This is a genomic window from Sphingorhabdus lacus (assembly GCF_009768975.1).
GTDB classification, from domain to species: Bacteria; Pseudomonadota; Alphaproteobacteria; order Sphingomonadales; family Sphingomonadaceae; genus Sphingorhabdus_B; species Sphingorhabdus_B lacus.
In genome coordinates this window covers 165,175-183,538 of sequence record NZ_CP035733.1, presented here as the reverse complement: position 1 = coordinate 183,538, position 18,364 = coordinate 165,175, and the positions used below count along the sequence as shown (strand labels likewise).

At 52.5% G+C, this 18,364-nt stretch carries 12 protein-coding genes; 5 read left to right on the top strand and 7 right to left on the bottom strand.

The window, feature by feature from the left end; all coding sequences use genetic code 11:
- Positions 1-133: 133 nt before the first annotated feature.
- From EUU25_RS00850 to EUU25_RS00830, 5 genes are all read left to right on the top strand, one after another.
- Entirely contained in the window at positions 134-1,261 is a 1,128-nt protein-coding gene (locus EUU25_RS00850) for an NAD(P)-dependent alcohol dehydrogenase (RefSeq protein ID WP_158897591.1), read from the top strand.
- Between the two features lie 24 nt (positions 1,262-1,285).
- Positions 1,286-2,542 carry an aromatic ring-hydroxylating dioxygenase subunit alpha gene (locus EUU25_RS00845; protein WP_222848817.1) on the top strand — a complete coding sequence of 419 codons (1,257 nt, stop codon included), beginning with the start codon at positions 1,286-1,288 and terminating at the stop codon, positions 2,540-2,542.
- A complete protein-coding gene (locus EUU25_RS00840) occupies positions 2,539-3,015 on the top strand; it encodes an aromatic-ring-hydroxylating dioxygenase subunit beta (RefSeq protein ID WP_158897590.1) in 477 nt (158 codons plus the stop codon). Before EUU25_RS00845 ends, EUU25_RS00840 begins: the two co-directional genes overlap by 4 nt.
- Positions 3,016-3,041: 26 nt before the next feature.
- A complete protein-coding gene (locus EUU25_RS00835; protein WP_158897589.1) occupies positions 3,042-5,609 on the top strand; it encodes a TonB-dependent receptor in 2,568 nt (855 codons plus the stop codon).
- Positions 5,610-5,699: 90 nt separating this feature from the next.
- Entirely contained in the window at positions 5,700-7,016 is a 1,317-nt protein-coding gene (locus EUU25_RS00830) for an MFS transporter (RefSeq protein WP_158897588.1), read from the top strand.
- A gap of 1 nt (position 7,017) precedes the next feature.
- On the opposite strand, the gene EUU25_RS00825 is transcribed toward EUU25_RS00830, so the two are convergent.
- The 7 genes from EUU25_RS00825 to EUU25_RS00795 form a co-directional block, all read right to left on the bottom strand.
- Positions 7,018-8,277, bottom strand: a complete 1,260-nt coding sequence (locus EUU25_RS00825) for an MFS transporter (RefSeq protein ID WP_158897587.1) — start codon at positions 8,275-8,277, stop codon at positions 7,018-7,020.
- Positions 8,278-8,296: 19 nt separating this feature from the next.
- Positions 8,297-10,495, bottom strand: a complete 2,199-nt coding sequence (gene bglX, locus EUU25_RS00820; protein WP_158897586.1) for a beta-glucosidase BglX — start codon at positions 10,493-10,495, stop codon at positions 8,297-8,299.
- Between the two features lie 13 nt (positions 10,496-10,508).
- Complete coding sequence (locus tag EUU25_RS00815) at positions 10,509-11,435, bottom strand: alpha/beta hydrolase (RefSeq protein WP_246162824.1); 927 nt, start codon at positions 11,433-11,435, stop codon at positions 10,509-10,511.
- A gap of 104 nt (positions 11,436-11,539) precedes the next feature.
- Positions 11,540-14,371: a TonB-dependent receptor plug domain-containing protein gene (locus tag EUU25_RS00810; protein WP_158897585.1), complete on the bottom strand. Its 2,832-nt coding sequence runs from the start codon at positions 14,369-14,371 to the stop codon at positions 11,540-11,542.
- A gap of 152 nt (positions 14,372-14,523) precedes the next feature.
- A complete protein-coding gene (locus tag EUU25_RS00805) occupies positions 14,524-15,837 on the bottom strand; it encodes an MFS transporter (protein WP_158897584.1) in 1,314 nt (437 codons plus the stop codon).
- 139 nt (positions 15,838-15,976) lie between these two features.
- A complete protein-coding gene (locus EUU25_RS00800) occupies positions 15,977-17,254 on the bottom strand; it encodes a serine hydrolase domain-containing protein (protein WP_158897583.1) in 1,278 nt (425 codons plus the stop codon).
- A gap of 263 nt (positions 17,255-17,517) precedes the next feature.
- On the bottom strand, positions 17,518-18,204 hold the full coding sequence (locus EUU25_RS00795) for an alpha/beta fold hydrolase (protein ID WP_158897582.1): 687 nt from the start codon (positions 18,202-18,204) through the stop codon (positions 17,518-17,520).
- Between the last annotated feature and the right edge of the window lie 160 nt (positions 18,205-18,364).

Below are 18,364 nucleotides of genomic sequence, written 5' to 3'. Positions count from 1 at the left end.
TGGATTTTGTTTCTTGATTCGGCCCTAACGGTCCGTCGGCAACCGTTCTAGCGCAATTTTCTCAATTGTATAATATGAAATATGTTGCGCCAAATAAAATTCTGTGAGACGTGAGCAGCAAAGGAGAGACAAAATGGGAATTCACGAGAGTCGTATGATCAAGGCTGCCATTGTCCGGAAAACGGGTGGGGCTATGACGATCGAAAACGTTACCATCGGTCAACCTGCCGACGATGAAGTGCTGGTCCGGATCGTGGCGACCGGCATATGTCACACCGATATCTCGGTCCGCGACCAACTTCTCCCAATGCCGCTTCCCGCAGTTCTGGGCCATGAAGGTGCGGGTGTGGTTGAAGCCGTTGGTCGATCCGTTACAAACGTCGTCCCGGGCGATCATGTGGTCATGAGCTATGCCTATTGCGGGTCATGTGATTTGTGTCACTCGGGCCACCCCGCACATTGTGAAAACGTATTGCCCCAATGCTTTGGCGGCAGCCGCGCTGACGGCTCGACCGGCATCACCGATTCGACCGGCACGTCGATTCACGATCATTTCTTCGCTCAATCCTCGTTCGCCGAATACGCACTCGCTAACAAACGCAACGTTGTAAAGGTGGACAAGGATCTACCACTGGAATTGCTGGCCCCATTGGGTTGTGGCCTGCAAACGGGAGCAGGTGCGGTATTGCAGGCGTTGAAGGTTACGCCCGGATCATCGTTCGTAGCTTTCGGCCTTGGCGCAGTCGGTCTCGCCGCGGTCATGGCGGCGAAGATTGCGGGTGCGACCAAAGTTATTGCAGTGGACATCAACCCTGAACGATTGAAAATGGCTGCGGAATTGGGCGCAACGCACACGATCAATGGGAAAGAAACTGATGTAGTAGCCAAAATAGTTGAAATTACTGGCAAAGGCGCAGATTTCGCGCTTGAAGCGACAGGTGTACCTGCTGTCCTTCGTCAGGCAATCGACTGCCTCGGCATTTTCGGTACTTGCGGTATTGTAGGCGCGCCAGCGCTCGGCACCGAAGTCGCTGTCGATGTGATGGGCGTTATGATCCCCGGAAAAATGATCAAGGGCATCGTTCAGGGTGATGCTGTTTCCAGTACCTTCATCCCCACACTCATTGAGTTCTACCGGCAGGGGCGCTTCCCGTTCGACCGGCTGATCAAGCATTATGATTTCGCAGACATCAATCAGGCGATTGAAGACAGCGAAAACGGCAAGACCATCAAACCCGTCCTGCGCATCGGAACCGCTTGAGTTTAAAGCGAGCGGAGACAAAAAATGGAAGTTCAGGGCCAAATGTCGCTCGACAATATGACGCAACCGGACTGGCTGGACGACGGGTCTAGTCGGATACCGTCTGCCGTCTACACAGACCCCGCAATTTACCAGCGCGAGTTGGAGAGGATATTCTACGGACCGCATTGGAGCTATGTCGGCCTCGAAATCGAAGTACCGGAAGCGGGCTGTTTTAAGCGCACCGCCATTGGCGAACGTTCCGTTATTATGGTCCGCAACCGCAAGGGCGAAATCAATGTGCTGGAAAACCGCTGCGCACACCGCGCCATGCGTTTTTGCCAAGAACGCACCGGCAAAGTTAAAACATTCGTCTGCCCTTATCATCAATGGAACTATAATTACGACGGCAAGCTGCTCGGTGTACCTTTCAAAAATGGGGTCAAGGGCAAAGGTGGAATGCCAGAGGATTTCCAACTGGAAGATCACGGCCTTAACGTACTAAAATGTACTGTCCGCAACGGTGTTGTGTTTGCCTGCTTCGACCATGAAGTTGAGCCGCTAGAAGAATACATCGGTTCCGACATACTTTCAGCTTTTGATCGCACTTTCGACGGCCGCAAGCTGACGCTGCTTGGGTATTCGCGACAACGCATCCCAGGCAACTGGAAGCTTATGATGGAGAACATCAAGGACCCCTATCATCCCGGCCTCTTGCACACATGGTTTGTAACTTTCGGCCTGTGGCGCGCTGACAATGAGTCTCGGCTGAAACTCGACAAGCATTCCCGCCATGCCGCTATGATTTCGCGGCGCAGCGCCAGCGTCAGCGGCAACATAGAAGAGGGTGTTACCAGCTTCCGCGCCAATATGCAGCTGGGAGAGCCGTTGCTGCTTGATATAGTGCATGAAGATTGGTGGGGCGAAGATACGGTATGCATGACCACAATTTTCCCCAATGTTATCTTCCAGCAGCAGGTCAATTCCGTTTCAACTCGCCAAATCATTCCATTGGGTCCGGACAAATTTGACTTTGTCTGGACTCATTTCGGCTTCGAAGATGACGATGAGGAAATGACCGAAAGACGCCTGCGGCAGGCTAATCTTTTCGGACCTGCAGGCTTCGTCTCGGCTGATGACGGCGAAGTCATAGAGTTCAGCCAAGAAGGTTTTGAGCAAGACAGGGATTTTTCGACAATGTGCGAACTGGGTGGTCGCGATGTTGGCGAGACCGACCATATGGTAACTGAAACACTTATCCGCGGCATGTATCGCTATTGGCGAAAGGTGATGGAGGCATGAAGCTCGATGCCGAACTCCGCTTTGCCGTTGCCGATCTCTACGCAACCTATGCTGCGTGTATAGATGATGGTCGTTTTGAGGAATGGCCGGAACTCTTCACCGACGATGCTTGGTATCGGATCGTTGCGCGCGAAAACTATGACAGGGACCTCCCACTAAGCGTCGTTTCGCTGAAGGGTAAACCCATGATGCGTGATCGTGTTTACGGGATCAGCAGCACAATCTTTCATGCGCCCTACTATCAACGTCACATTATAAGCACGCCCCTGCTCTTCGTGTCTGAAGAAGCGGTTGTCCACGCCACGGCAAACTACGCTGTCTTCAGGACTAAGCGGGACATGGATGCTGATATCTACAATATCGGTCAATATTTGGATGAAATCGTTTCAACGGAGGGAGGACTCAGATTCAGAAAGAAATTCTGCGTGTATGATAATGATATCATACCAAATTCATTGATTTATCCGGTTTAACGGAAAAGCACTTTAGGGGAAGAAAAATGAAGAACCAACTGCTCTCAGGCGTTGCCTGGGGATGCCTTTCTGCGTTCGCTTTAAGCGTGAGCACAACTGCTTTCGCACAAGAAGCCGAAACGTCTGATGAAAGTCAGGGCATCCAAGAAATCGTCGTTACTGCGCAGAAGCGCTCCGAAAATGTCCAAGATGTTCCCATTGCTATTTCTGCCTTTGGAGGCGACGATCTTACCGAACGCGCCGTCGGCAATGTAAGCGCGCTGGCATCGCTTTCACCGAACGTAAACCTTGATTCAGGCGTGTCTTTTACAGCTTCGACGGCGGTGCTCGCCGCATCGATCCGTGGTATCGGCGCAAGCGACTTCGCACTCAACATTGACCCTGCCGTCGGCGTTTATGTGGACGGAATTTATCTGGCGCGTTCGGTTGGTGCAAATCAAGACCTGCTCGATGTTGAGCGCATTGAAATTTTGAAAGGCCCGCAAGGAACATTGTTCGGCCGGAACACTATTGGCGGTGCCGTATCGATTGTGACACGAGATCCGGCAAAGGAATTTGGCGTTCGCGGTGATTTGACCGTAGGCCGGTTCAACCTGCTTCAAGCTCGGGCCTCGGTTGATTTACCTTTGGCGGAGAATCTTTATTCATCAATCACAGTCGACGTGAAGTCGCGCGATGGCTATGCCAAGCGTATTCCCTTCCCCGGCTCACTCGCTGCCAATTCACCTCCTTACACTGTCTATCCTGCAGCAGGCTATAACTCGCCTTCACGCGAAGGTGATGAAGACAACCGCACAATTCGCGGCAAATTGAAATATGATGGAGACTCGCTAAGGCTGACCCTGTCCGGCGATTATGCACTCACAAAAGGAACTGCGCCGACGAAGCTGTTACAGACCACAAACGGAACTGCGGGTGGACTTTTTGCGAACCTATACAATTTGTGCATTGGTACGTCGGTCGCAGATTTGACAACTGCCGGTCTGATCAACATGTGCAACTCTTCGGGCACGCAATTGCCATCCCGCTATCGTAATCAGACGTTCCCCGTGAACCGTCTATATACACTGGCTGGCGTGAATGCAGATGCTAATCCAAACAACGACTTGTTGCCTTGGGATAATCGCTTCATCACCAATGATCGGGACACCAGCTATGCCACCGGCAACAACTTCTCGCGTCTGAAGAATTGGGGCTTTACGCTGACCGGTGAAGTCGACCTGAGCGATGATGTAATGCTCAAATCGATTACAGGTTACCGTAAGAGCGACTGGCAGAGTGGGCTTGATGGCGACGGCTCACCCGTCAACATGTCGACCTACAGTTTCGACCAACGACAAAAGCAATTCAGCCAGGAGCTACAGCTGGTCGGGACCGCATTAGATGATAAACTCAACTATGTTCTGGGTGCTTACTATTTCACAGAGTCTGGTTTTCTTGCCGACTATGTGATCTCGGGCGAAGGTATTTATGTCATTGATGGCCCGAACTGGCTGAGCACCAATGCTTATGCGGCTTTTGGTCAGCTTGATTATCGCGTCAATGACTTGATCGGGATCACTCTCGGGGCTCGTTATACTAAAGAAAGCAAAGACTTTGAGGGCGGGCAGCAGGAGCTCAGCGGCTTGTTCTATAAACTAGCTGGCGCGCCTTGCTCGGACTTGGCTGGCAACATTTTCCCCGACGCGTTATTGCCTGACGGTCGCACATGTAGAGTTGCGAATAACTACCCCGATCCCAGCAACCCGCTGCGCATCTACCCAGGTGGCATCAACAAACAGAGCTTCAACAATTTCTCACCGAAGGTGGGCGTACAGCTCCATCCATCAGATGATGTAATGATCTACGGCTCATGGTCAAAAGGATACAAGACTGGCGGATGGACCACGCGTTATTCGACGCCGCAGACCTTTGTCAGCAGTTTCGATCCCGAAAAGGCGACCACCTATGAGCTGGGACTAAAATCCACTCTGCTCGACCGTCGTTTGCAGATAAATGCGGCGGTGTTTAAAACCGATTACAGCGCAATCCAGCTGAACTATCAGGTCGGTGGATCACCAACGATCGACAATGTCGGCGATGCCGATATCAAAGGCGCCGAATTGGAAATCACGGCGCAGCCAGCGCGAGGCCTAACGCTGAATATGGCTGTAGGCTATACCGATGCAAAATATACCGCGCTTGACCCTGCAGTGGCTGTGACCAGCGGGTTTGTCGCCGGTCTGCAAGCAGGTGCCGTAGTCGGCAGCACCCTGCCCAAGACGCCAAAGTGGAAGGTCAATTTCAGCCCACGGTATGAATTTGAACTCGGCAATGGCAGTTCGATTACGGTGCTTGGTGATTACACATTCATTTCGAAACAGACGAACAATGTGGAGCGCACTTACGTACTCAACCGTCCGTCGGTGTCGATAGTAAACGCCAGCATCGCTTATCGCGCTCCGGATGAGAAATACACGATTACCGTTGGCGGTACGAACCTGACAGGCAAACGATATCTGGCATCGGGAACATCAATCCCCGCATTCGGCGCAATCATCGGATCGTACAATAGACCGACCGAATGGTATGCGCGGCTTGGATTTAAGTTCTAATCGGGTCGTACTGATTAGATTAGGGGGCTGGGCCGCACCGAAAGGTGCGGCCCCTTTTTTAACCTACTCGCACGGCGGGGGAGAGATCAAATGGATACGCATAGCAGAATGGTCGATACCACCCATCAAGGTATGCCACGCAAGGCAGCCTTCAGCAGTGCTATGGGCTCAGTTCTCGAATGGCTAGATTTCACGGCATATGGAGTGGTGTCAGCCACAGTGTTTCCAAAGCTCTTTTTCCCCACACTCGACCCCAATTCCGCCCTGCTCGCATCTTTTGCCACTTTCGGCGTAGGTTTTTTTGCGCGGCCAGCGGGTGGTGTCCTGTTTGGATTGCTGGGCGATCGTATCGGTCGCAAACAGGTCTTGATGATCACCTTCCTGCTGATGGGCTTTTCATCGCTGCTGATCGGCCTGATGCCGCCCTATGCCGTAATCGGCATCTGGGCACCGATCCTGATTGTCGCTTTGCGGTTCATGCAAGGGTTTGCGCTGGGAGGTGAAGCGACAGGAGCGCAGCTATTCACAATGGAACATGCCCCGGCCGATAAGCGAGGGCTTTTTGGGTCCTTCATTAATCTGGCTGCACCCGCCAGTCAGGTTTTGGCAAACGGCCTGCTCTTTGCGATCGCGGCTACTATGAGCGAACTGCAATTTGAGAGTTTCGGGTGGCGTATACCTTTTTTGCTTAGCATCTTTCTAATCGTTCTGGGTGCCTACATTCGTACCCGCGTTACCGAAACACCCGCATTTAAGGCATTGAAAGAGCGACAGTCACAAATTAGATCGAACGAGCAAGAAAAGTCTGATCGCAAAAACTGGCCTACGATAATCCGTTTGATCCTGTTCTGGGCGGCTCCCTGCACATGCTATTATGTGGTCACAGTTTTTTCGATCAGTTATCTGGGGTCACAAAATGACTTGCCCAAGCAAACGATATTTCTGTGCCTGATGGCAGCCAATGCAGTTGCCGTCTGTCTTACGCTGGCAGGCGGATATGCCAGCGACCAATTCGGAAGAAAGCCCGCTCTAATTACTGCTGCGCTGGTCGTGTTGGCCGTTATGCCGTTCTATTTTTCCATAATGAACACTGGCAATGCTCTTTTCGTCTTCGCCGCCATGAGTCTTGTTGTAGGCGCAATTCAGGCGCAGAGCGGGATACTGCCTGCCTTTTTTGCGGAACAGTTCCCGACATCCTCGCGATATTCCGGATCAGCATTGGCCTATACCGGCGCCAATCTCATTTTTGCAGGACCGACACCATTTGTCGCGACCTGGGTTATGCACGAATCTAGAGGAGGTACGTACTGGCTAACGGCCATTTGCATGGCGCTCATTGTAATCTCGTTTGCAGCACTGTTGGCCAGCCCTGAAACGCGATATGTGGATATCAACGCGCCAGAATGATTTAACGCGTCTTTTTAATTGGTAGCACTACAAACGCCCCGACTACTGCAAATACGGCGCCTGCAAGAAATACTGCCGGCAAATTGCCACCAGCGACAGCACCAATGCTGAGAAATACAGGGGCAATTACCGGCGCTATGGTTTGCGGGAAGACGCTGGCGATGTTGAAAACGCCGAGGTCTTTCCCGGTGTCTTCTGGGTTCGGTAACACAGCGGCTACCAATGCCATATCGACCGCAAAATACACACCTTGACCGACGCCATAAATGGCGGCTCCGACCAGGAACATCGGTATTGTGCTAGCTGTAGCGATAACGATCAAGCCTGCGGCCACAAACAGGCCAGCGGCCAGCACCACTGGCTTACGGCGGCCTATTTTGTCGGATAGCCAGCCGCTCAACAACGTGCAGCTGATTGTGACAACCGTTGTGATCAATTGTGACAGCGCTAATGTTTCGAGTGCGGTGGCTTCATCAAGCTTGAGCTGATCGCTGAGGAAAATGAATTGATAGGTCAGGAAGTAGGCGACGCCCATAAAAACAAGAAAACGACTAAGAAAAGCCCAACCGAAGTCGGGGAACTTCACCGGATTAACCCAGAATGTTCCCAGTATATCAGCTGCACCAAAGGGCGGCATCGGTTCCGCCGGGCAATCCTTGAATGTCCGGAATAGCAGAAGGATGGCAATTGGACAAAGCGCCCAGGGCACGAGGAACATCAGCAGATTGTCCTGCGTCGTAAATTGCGTCACATACGGCCCGGTGAGCAAAGCAAGGCTAAGCGCGATGCCCAGCAGCGCCGATACTTTGCCGCGCTGACTTTCGGGGACGAAATCAGGCAGCAATGCGTTGTTCGCCGCCATAGCTGCATTTGCTCCAATCTGGACCAAGAACCAGCCTGCACCGAGCGCCAATAGCGTCGAACCAAGAGCCATTACCACTAGACCTACGCCCATGAGTGCGCAGCCAACGACGATCCAAAGCTTTCGCCGACCAAAGCGGCTTTTGGTGCGGTCCGATAAAGCGCCGAAAATGGGTGCCGCGACGAGTGCTGCAAAGGCCCCGGGTGCAAGGACCGTTCCCAAATCAACCGCCTTGTTGCCATCCGCCGAAATCTGCCCCAGCTTGATCGCAAGGGTCGCCAAAAGCGGCGCGAACAAAGCTGCGTAGATGGCAAACACCAATAAAAGATATGAGAGCATGAACCCGGTGGAAACCGGTTGATCGGGCGCTGTGCCCGCCGCTTCGGATTGCATTATCATACTCACTCTCCCAAATGCCTTATGGTGCGCGCACTTCGAACGATGCGCTTAATGTCGCGGCGGAATCGCCACCGACCATAACGTCTATAATCGTTTCGTCCTGCACCCAGTCGCGGACGGTGGCTGACCAGTAGATTAGGTCTTGTGCTGTCAGGACGAATTCAGCGGTTTGCGTTTCGCCGGGTGAGAGCGTCAGCCGCTTAAAGCCTTTCAGTTCGCGGATAGGGCGTGCGGCCGAACCATATCGTTGATGGATATAGAGCTGCGCCACTTCGGCCGCAGTGCAAGCCCCGGTGTTTGTAACATCCACTAAAATGGTAAGCGTGTCGCCAAGCGCTATCGAAGGGCTCGATACGCGCAGATTATCGTAAGTGAACGTTACATAGCTGAGCCCGAAACCAAACGGATAGAGTGGTGTACCCTGCTCATCCCAATATCGGTTTTCGCGCTCTTTCGGCTGGTGCGTTTTCATTCGAGCGTAAGGCAAAGGAACCTGTCCGATGCTACGTACCCAGTTGAATGGCAACTTGCCGCCGGGAATAGCATCACCGAAAAGCGTATTGGCCACTGCCGTACCGCCCTGTGTTCCCGGATACCAGATTTTCAAAATGGCGTCGGGTGCTGCGCTCTTAAGGTCGAGCGGACGTGCGGACATCAGCAGAAGGATGACGGGCTTACCAGTAGCAATAACAGCTTCGAGTAGATCTTGCTGCCTGCCTGGCAAATCGAGCGAGGAGCGCGATGCTGCTTCTCCAATCATGTTCTGCGCTTCACCTAAAACAAGGATTGCGCAATCGGCCTCGTTGACAAGCATAATTGCCCGGCGAATTTCAGCGTCATCATCGACCTCAACACGAGCGGCGGGCTCAAGCCCCGGCAAAGCATCAAAGAAAGAGGGATTTAGCCGAGGGATCATCGTCACTCCGGGGGAGTATGCAACCTCTATTTCTTCGCCGACCTTGCTCTTTATTCCCTGCAGCACGGTAACTGTCTCAGCCAGATCGTGATCGAACACCCACGGGCCAAGCGTATCGCGCGCCGAATCTGCAAGTGGCCCGATGACCGCTAACGAGCCGATTTTGGAGCGATCAAGCGGCAGTGTTCCGATGTCATTTCGCAGCAACACAAAACTCTTTTCGGCCGCCTCGCGCGCCACGTCGCGGTGCACTGGATTATCGAGAACAGTGTTAACCTGTGAATGGTCCGCGTAAGGATTTTCAAACAATCCCATCCGAACCTTCATCGCCAAAACGCGACGAACCGCATCATTGAGTTTTTCTTCGCTAACTGCGCCAACCGAAAGCGATTGAGGCAATGTCGCATAGCATGCGTTTTTGAAACTCAATGACATTTCCATGTCTAGGCCGGCATTCAACGCACGCACGGCCGCATCGGCGGTATCCTTCGCGAAGTTATGGGTCGCTAAGTCATAGGCCGAATTGGCATCGGAGACCGTGAATCCAGAAAAGCCCCATTCGCCCTTCAACACATCAGTGATCAGCCAGTTATTTCCGGTGGCGGGGACTCCATTGAGCGTCATATAGGCGCACATGATATTTCCTGCGCCTGCGTCGATTGCGGCTTTGAACGGCGGCAAGTAGATATTCCGCAGCTCGCTGTCGGAAATCTCGGCTTCATCATAGTCGCGTCCGCCTAACCCTGCGCCATAGCCTGCAAAATGCTTAGGTCCCGATATGACCCGGCCCGCCGCGCCAATTTCGCTCCCTTGAAATCCACGAACCTGCGCTGAAGCAACTGCGGAACCCAGATAGGGATCTTCTCCAGCACCCTCTATCATTCGGCCCCAGCGGGGATCTCGAGCAATATCTACCATCGGAGCAAACGTCCAATGAAGCCCGATTGCGCGAGCCTCAGCAGCAGCCACCGCCTGCCCCGCCTCTATTATCTCCATGTCCCAGCTCGCGGCCATGGCAATAGGTACCGGCAAAATCGTTCGCAGTCCGTGGATTACATCGAACCCAAACAGCAACGGGATACCGAGGCGCGATTGCTCGACCGCCACACGCTGCAACCGGTCGAGTTCCTCCGGATCGCGCACGACAAGTATAGCCCCGACACGACCCGCGGCAATTTCATCGGTGATTGAAGTGTCATTCGGCGTGAATGAAAAAAGCTGGCACAATTGCCCCGCTTTTTCTTCAGGTGTCATTTGCGCCAATAGCGCATCTACCCATTCACATATCAGTTGATCATTCATGAACCGAGTTGCCCTATTTTTCAGTTTTGGGCTTCAGAAAACCCTGCATATCCATCCAAGCTATGTATTGGTCTAGCATCAGTGTGGTAGTCGTTCCCTCGATCCCTAAATTGAACCCATGCCCCCCCTTACCGTAAGCGTGTAATTCAACCGGACGCTTGGCTTTTTGCCAAGCCTCTACGATCGGGAAGCCCATGGTGGGAAACAGTGGGTCATCAAACGCTATTGCCGCGAACATGGGCGGTGCATTTTTGGGAACACGTACCGCCACCTGTGGTCCGTATATATAACCGAAAAAGTCGGGACCAGCGCCCGGCTTCGCGGCCATCACCGAATTCAAGGACGTCATCGCGCCGGCCGAAAAGCCAATCATGCCGACACGCTTGGGATCGATACCGTATTTACCCGAATTTTGACGAACAAGGGCAAGCGCTGCTAAAGCGTCGTCGGTTGAAGCCGGGTAACGCAAATTTGGTTGCTTTTTCGGATCTGTCAGCGATTCCTCGACGGTCTTATTCATATAAGCCGTAGCCTCGGCGATATCTGCCGGAGTAGGCATAACGCGGTATTTCAGAACGAATGCCGCGATTCCGCGTTCCGCAAGCCGCTTGCCGACCTCCCATCCTTCAGGGCCGATCGCCAAAAGCATGAAAGCTCCCCCGGGAGCTACGACTACCGCCGCGCCAGTCGCTTTTGCCGGGTCGGGGAGAAATGCCGTCAGGGTAGGTCGCGTAACGTTTCGCACGACATAATGTTTATCATCAAAATATGACCAGTTCTCGCCGCTCGCTGAGCCAGGGGTTGCATCCCCGTAAAGGGGAACCGCATTGGACTCAGCCGGAGCGGGTATAACTTCCACTTTTGGAGCAGGCGTTTGCGCTAACACGCCACCACTTGCAATTAGGAGGGCTGCCACAATTGCGTTGGTTATTTTGCGCATAGTCTCTCTCCTCAAATACAACAAATGCGTCGTCCACATATTTCAAAAGTGAATGTGGCGGACTTTCTAAAAGAAAGCCCGCCACATCGACACAATTCAATAGCTTAGAACTTCATTTTTGCGCCGACAGTAAAGTAACGTCCGATTATGTCGTCGCCCGTGGTTGCGGGAAATGAGAAGGCAGGCGTGCCGGAGGTACCAGCCGTTAAATATGGAGGCGGATTCTTGTCGAACAGGTTTTGGACCGAGAAGAAAATCTGCTTGTCCTTGTCCTGGCCGGGGAAGAATGTGAACGTCGCATCTGTGTACATAACCGAAGGTACGTCAGGGATATCAAATACCAGTGAACGTGTAGCATCCCATTTCAGCGATGACCGCCAGCGCTGCTGCAAATCGACTGCAAAATCCGAATTGCTATAACCGATAAACGCTGTCAGACGCAGCTTTGGTACACCACCAGTCGACTGGGTAGCTGCGGTGCCAGCTCCAATCTGTGGTTCAATGCCAGGCGCTAAAACGGTCGTCAGCTGTGGCTGATATCCCACCAAGCCGCGCAGAGAAATTTTGCCGTCAGAACCAACACCGAAGTTATAGTTCACTTCGCCGTCGATGCCCCAAGTCTTGATAGACGCTGCGTTCAAGGTCGCAATTCTGACTAAAGATGGAAAACTTGTGGGCGTTGGACGTTCGTAGAGAGAGCAAAAGTTGTTTGTTCCGTTGCTGGTGTTACAGGCCGTCTGTATCGACGCTAGGCGGCCGTCGATCTGCGAGATCGCATTGCCGAGCTTGATCTTGTAGTAGTCAATCGCGATACTCAACCCAGGCACTCCGCTAGGACGGAATACCCCGCCGAAAGTCAGCGTATCGGCTTTTTCCGGCACAAGATTGGAGTTCCCGCCCTGCGAAGTCGCGACAATGCCATTGAGACCGGCGCTGTTGGTAAGCAGATCGAAATAGCCGCTACTCGAAAGTGTTTGAGGTTGGAAAAGCTCCCACAGGCTTGGTGCCCGGATGTCGCGTGAACGAGTTGCGCGGAAGCGCAGGCCATCCATAACGTTCCAATCCCCGCCAACCTTCCAAGTCGTAACGCTGCCGCTGGTTTTGTAATCGGTATAACGAGCTGCTCCGCTTAGATTGATGGAGCCTACGCCGCTGTCTTTCAGCAACGGAAAGTCGACCTCAATCGCAGCCTCTTTAACATTGTCGCTCTCGTTGATGGGTGTGAGAAGGGTATCACGATAGACAGGCGTCACACCCTGAACGCATCCAAAGCGGATGCCCGTACAATTTGCCAGCAAATCGGGAGGTGTGTTGCTCGACACGTCGAGCGAAAGTGTCCGATATTCACCGCTGATTGCGAAACGCACTGGTCCCGCCCAGTTTTCAAATGCCGTTCCGCTCACGCTGGCGGATACAACGTCCATTGTGAATTTTGGAATATTGAAGTTGTCGCCAGTGACATAGTCTAGCGCAGCAGACTGACTTGCAGGCGACGCACCAAAACCATTCAGCGGAACGCAACCAGGGTAAACGCCGGGGTTAGTAAGCGTAACGCGGCAAACTATCTGGCCATTGGCAGCTCCACCGGCGAAAAGCCCACTGTCGACAGCATCAAGCGCCGCCAGCACGTTTCCGGCCAGTATGTTGTTTACCTGCGTATTGACCGACTTCGTCTCACTGTGCTGGTAATGTACGGTCCAGTCAAAATTGGCAGTCGATCCCTTGATTCCGGCAGATCCCATCCAGCTTTTGGCATTTGACCGAACGCCCAAAAGATGGTTCGGATCATCAAAAACTCGCGAATACAGGAAAACTGGCCCGAAGCCCCCGCCAGCTAATTCGGCTTGAGCTGCAGGCGATAAGAATGCATTGTCCGCACCGACGATGGTTGGGAAAATCAGGTTGGGATAGAAATTGTTAAATGTCTTTGCCTGAGCATATAGGCCTTGAACATAAACACTGATGTTTTCGGTTACATCATAGTCCATCCGCGCAAAGGCTTGATCGGTTTTAAGATCAGCGGTTGCGGAAGAGCCTTTTCCATAAAAACCATCACCACCGCTGGCGAGAGCGCCACCTTGCGAAATGCCAGGTGTGGCGTTACCCAAAACGCCTGGTGCAACGAATACGCGGCCGCTAAAGAGGTTGGCTCCCTGAAACGGGATTGCAGCATTACGCGCATTGGTAATTAAGCGAAACGGATCGGCTGTGGTACCTGATCCAGCAATCGCATAAATCGCCTTGCCGTTCTTCCGAGATTCTTTGTCATCCAAGCCATTCTGCTGGAAATGCTCAATGCTCGCCATAAAGTGACCACGGTCATCGGCAAAATTGGCACCAAAGGCTGCTGCCGCACGCCATGAGCGAGCATCGCCGCGGCCGGAAATGCCGGACTGTGCTTCGACTTTCAGACCTTCAAACTTTTTGTCGAGAACAAAGTTTACGACACCCGATACCGCATCCGAACCATATACTGCGGACGCGCCGCCGGTCACAACTTCAACGCGCTGCACAAGCATTTGCGGAATGACGTTTGTGTCAACCGCACCTGTATAACTGGTAGGTGCCATACGGTTGCCATCTAGCAATATGAGGTTGCGCTGTATTCCGAAGCCCCGCAAGTTTAGATAATTGCCAGTAAAATTGTCAGTATTGTTGTTCAGGTTTGAAGTGCCGCGCGATAGAGCGAAGATGGGCAGTTTATTTAGACCATCAGCAATGTTTGATGGACTGGTTTTCAGCAACTCATCGGTCGCAGCTACCGTAACCGGCGTTGGCAAATTGTCGCCATTGGCGGTAATACGCGTGCCAGTAACAACGATTGACTCTTCCGCTTCAGCGGGTTGGGTATCGGTTTCGGCGTCCTGCGCCATAACTGGCTGGCATATAGCTGCCAGACTGATCCCCATCAGCAAGCTTAACTTACGATTCTGCATAAATCCTCCCTAAGGCTTTGTTTTTGTAACTCACAAAGCGCTTGAACTGCGCCACACACCATTCCTTAATATGCAATACATTTTATATCAAGTTAATTTATAGGTGCGACGTTCTATTCAAATATGAATGAAGTAATAATTACAGGCGTGCTTCACTTACGTGCACGGCGGGCATATCCCATAGCCAACACAGCAAGCGATGCGATGAAGGCGGGCAAAGCGAGAAGCAGAAATATGTTTCCAGCTCCCCAACCCAGTGTGAGTAACGACCCACCAATCAGGCTCCCTATGATCGAGCCGGTTCGCCCGACACCGTTGGCCCAACTGACTCCCGTTCCTCGTGAAGAGTTCGGATAATATCCTGAAGCCAATGCATTGAGACCGACTTGGCCGCCGACTACGAAGAAGCCGGCAGCGATCACACCGGCGACTACCAATGCGAAATACTGGGTCGCTTGGCTAATTACCAATATCACTATACTTGCCAGCCCATATGCAATCGCCAGCACCCTATTCTCGTCAAAGTGGTCCATTAACTTGCCAAGTATGATTGCACCCACGGAACCACCAAGATGAAAACCGGTCGTGATTAAGGCTGCGCCCGACTTGCTGACTCCCGCATCAGTAAGGATCAGCGGCAGCCAGTTGCCGACCAAATACACGATCAGCAGGCTCATAAAGAAGCTGAACCAAAGCAAAATAGTGCCAAGCCCCAGACCATTGGTAAATATTTGGCGGACAGGCGTACCGGGCAAAGCGGCGGTCACCGTGAAGTCGGAATCGGCTGTGAGTTGGCCGGGTGCTATGCTTTCAAGCGCAGTACGGACTTCGGCGGCACGGTCACCTTTGATTGTCATAAAGTGCGCGGATTCAGGTAACAACCGTAGAAGTGCCGGAACCAACAGCAACGGAGCGGCACCGCCAATGAACAATATCGACTTCCAGCCAAATGCCGGGATAACGGCGGCTGCGATGAAGCCTGACACTGCCATACCCACTGAAAATCCACATACCATCAATGCCACCAAAGATGCGCGGCGTTTGTCCGGACTATACTCAGAACATAAGGTAATGGCGTTGGGCAACGCTCCTCCCAGCCCCAGCCCCGTCAAGAACCTTAAAATGGTAAGCTGCGTGATGTTCTCGGAAAATCCCGCGAATAACGACATGGTTCCAAACAGCAGCGTTGTTGTTATCAGCAACTTCTTCCGCCCAAACCGATCCGACAAAGGGCCAAAGACAAATGCGCCGACCAGAAGCCCGATCAGCCCTGCCATCATTAAAGGCGTCAATTCGGCCGGACTGACCATCCATTCAGCCTGAATTGCAGGCGCGATAAATCCAACCAATGCGGTATCGAACCCATCGATAGCAACGACCAGGAAGCATAAAGCCAATATGCGTTTCTGGAACGCAGAATATGGCTGCGCGTTGATGAACTCCTGTATGTTGACTGTCACGCTCATGGGCTTCTCTCCCAAATGCTGCCCAAATAGAGGCGACTTATCCGCCGCCGCGACAGCCGACCGATCTTGACCGGCTCGTTGCCAAGTGATTTCAACATGCCAGCGTTTATGCTGATAACAACGCGACAAGGAGCAATTCTTATTGACGGCGACCTAGAGCAATACTTTCTGCCACAGCACGCTGGGAGGCGACTTGAACATTCGGTCCGCCCTCTGCTGCAAGTCGCTGGATCATCCCAACGAAAACGATCTTGTTGGCTGGATCAACCCAAAACCACGTCCCGGCTGCGCCATCCCATAGATAGCTTCCTTTACCCATAGCCACCCCTGCCTTTGCTGGATCGGTTACAACGACTCCATTGACGCCATATTCATAGCCAGGCCTGATTTGCTGGATGCCAATGCCAAAGCGCCCGTTGATCAAAGCAGGCGACAATCGATTGGTCATAATTGTCTTGGTTGCGCGCTTTGACAAGATCCGCCGACCATTCAGCGTTCCGCCATTCAGCAACATGCTGGCAAAGCGGGCATAATCATCCACCGTAGAAACCAACCCACCCCCTCCGGATGCAGTCACTGGTGTAGTGGCATAAGTATCAGCAAAAGGTCCCGTCGTTACAGCCATCAACTTGCCGCTCTGCCCATCGTAAAGTGAAGCAAAGCGGTCTCTTTTCGAGGGCGGTACGATAAAGTCAGTATCTACCATTTTCAGCGGATCGAAGATCTCCGCCTTCATGAATGCTTGGAGGGATTTTCCACTCAGCCGTTCGACTATTATGCCTTCCAGGTCCATCGCAATGCTATATTGCCACTGCGTGCCGGGTTCATACGCCAACGGAATTTTGGCCAGCCCAGCCAGATATGTTGATGTTTCTACTGCAGTTGGAATCAATGGAACGTGCTTTTGATACTCTCGGTCAACAGGAGTGGGACCAAACCCATAGAGAAACCCGGCGGTATGCGTGACAAGTTGGCCCATCGTCGGCTGGGAGGCCGCTGGACGGGAAATCAAATTACCAGCCGCATCTACACCTTCATAAACCTTTAGATTTCCAAGCTCCGGCAGAAACTTCGAAATAGGGTCGGAAAACTTCCATTTTCCTTGGTCATGCAAGATCATCAGCGCGACACCGGTGACCGGCTTAGTCATTGAGTAAATGCGGAAAATCGTATCTTTTGTCATCGGACGGCGAGTGTCGATATCCGCATAACCATGGACGTTGGTAGCAACGCGTCTGCCGTCTTTCATTAGCACAGTCACATAACCCGCCAATTTCTGGTCAGTGACATATGGGTCGAGGGCTTCTGCAACGTTCCTTTCTACCGCAGGCGAACTAGCGCCGGGCTTCGCTTCCGCATTGGAAGACATCAGTGCGAAAGAGAATAGTACGAGGCAGCTTAGTTTACGCATGGTCATATTGTTCTCCAATCAACAAGCGGAAGAAGTTCCATAAAAGCTCAAGCCCGAACCGGGCCAAGCAATCGCCTTATACCTTGGCCGATGTGCATCGAGCGAATGCCTTATCGACCAGCATTTCGCGATTGATACTCGGTCGCCGTTATAGCAAATCATGCGGTGGACGTTTCTTACGGATGCTCCGAGACATTGGCACCGACGTTCGGTTAAACCTGAACGCAAGGCAGCTTTTATTGAACCCCAATGTAATGCGGTGGCGCAAGTCATTCGGGTCTACCTTCGGTACTCCGGATCGCCTCCAACGTGGCGTTGAGCACCGCTTCTGGCGCTTCATTCATCAGATCGTGACCACATGGGATGCGGCTGACATGCCAACCCGGTGTTTCGACAAGGCGATCGTGGAATTGCTTGAATACGCCATCTGGATTGAGTTCGGCCCATGCAAAGCTTTTATATTCAACGTCGAACGCATCCTCAGGCACGCTCAGTTTCTGTAAAAATGTAGCAAAGGGATGGGGCGACGTGCGTCTATCGAGCTCCTCTGGCGGATCAAGCGTAAGCCCGTCATTGCAAACGCTGAGGAAATAGTCCTGCAAAGCTCGTGGCAACAGCTGCCATTGTGACTGACCATCTTGCGGGACGACCGCATCAAGATAGACTAAAGCCCGGATCTTTCCGATCGCTTGGCTTGCAACGCCGGTAATGACCATGCCGCCGTAACTATGCGCGACAAGAATGGGGTGTTCCATTTCTTCCATTTCGATTGCCGCAAGAACATCATCGATGTGGGTTTGGAGATTTACACCATGCCTGCACTGATGACGGCGCTCGGCGACCCCGGACAACGTCACTGCACAAACGCGGTGCCCGGCATCGCGAAGCTGTTGCACGACGCTGGCATAATACCATCCACCGTGCCAGCTTCCCGCAACGAAGATTATGTCAGCCATTATTATGCTTCCGATTACTCAGCCACTAGATTGAGATACTTAACTCAACTGAGGGTGATTGCGTTCGCGTTTGTGACTCCATAGCTACTCATCGGCGAACAGATTGACAATCCATATATGCATTCTTAATTGCGAATGTGCATTGAAAACTTTCGACTTA

Bases quoted from the DNA above. Each gene is read 5' to 3' on its own strand.
- EUU25_RS00850 (WP_158897591.1), top strand. From the start codon at position 134: ATGGGAATTCACGAGAGTCGTATGATCAAGGCTGCCATTGTCCGGAAA.
- EUU25_RS00845 (WP_222848817.1), top strand. From the start codon at position 1,286: ATGGAAGTTCAGGGCCAAATGTCGCTCGACAATATGACGCAACCGGAC.
- EUU25_RS00840 (WP_158897590.1), top strand. From the start codon at position 2,539: ATGAAGCTCGATGCCGAACTCCGCTTTGCCGTTGCCGATCTCTACGCA.
- EUU25_RS00835 (WP_158897589.1), top strand. From the start codon at position 3,042: ATGAAGAACCAACTGCTCTCAGGCGTTGCCTGGGGATGCCTTTCTGCG.
- EUU25_RS00830 (WP_158897588.1), top strand. From the start codon at position 5,700: ATGGATACGCATAGCAGAATGGTCGATACCACCCATCAAGGTATGCCA.
- EUU25_RS00825 (WP_158897587.1), bottom strand. From the start codon at position 8,277: ATGATAATGCAATCCGAAGCGGCGGGCACAGCGCCCGATCAACCGGTT.
- bglX (WP_158897586.1), bottom strand. From the start codon at position 10,495: ATGAATGATCAACTGATATGTGAATGGGTAGATGCGCTATTGGCGCAA.
- EUU25_RS00815 (WP_246162824.1), bottom strand. From the start codon at position 11,435: ATGCGCAAAATAACCAACGCAATTGTGGCAGCCCTCCTAATTGCAAGT.
- EUU25_RS00810 (WP_158897585.1), bottom strand. From the start codon at position 14,371: ATGCAGAATCGTAAGTTAAGCTTGCTGATGGGGATCAGTCTGGCAGCT.
- EUU25_RS00805 (WP_158897584.1), bottom strand. From the start codon at position 15,837: ATGAGCGTGACAGTCAACATACAGGAGTTCATCAACGCGCAGCCATAT.
- EUU25_RS00800 (WP_158897583.1), bottom strand. From the start codon at position 17,254: ATGACCATGCGTAAACTAAGCTGCCTCGTACTATTCTCTTTCGCACTG.
- EUU25_RS00795 (WP_158897582.1), bottom strand. From the start codon at position 18,204: ATGGCTGACATAATCTTCGTTGCGGGAAGCTGGCACGGTGGATGGTAT.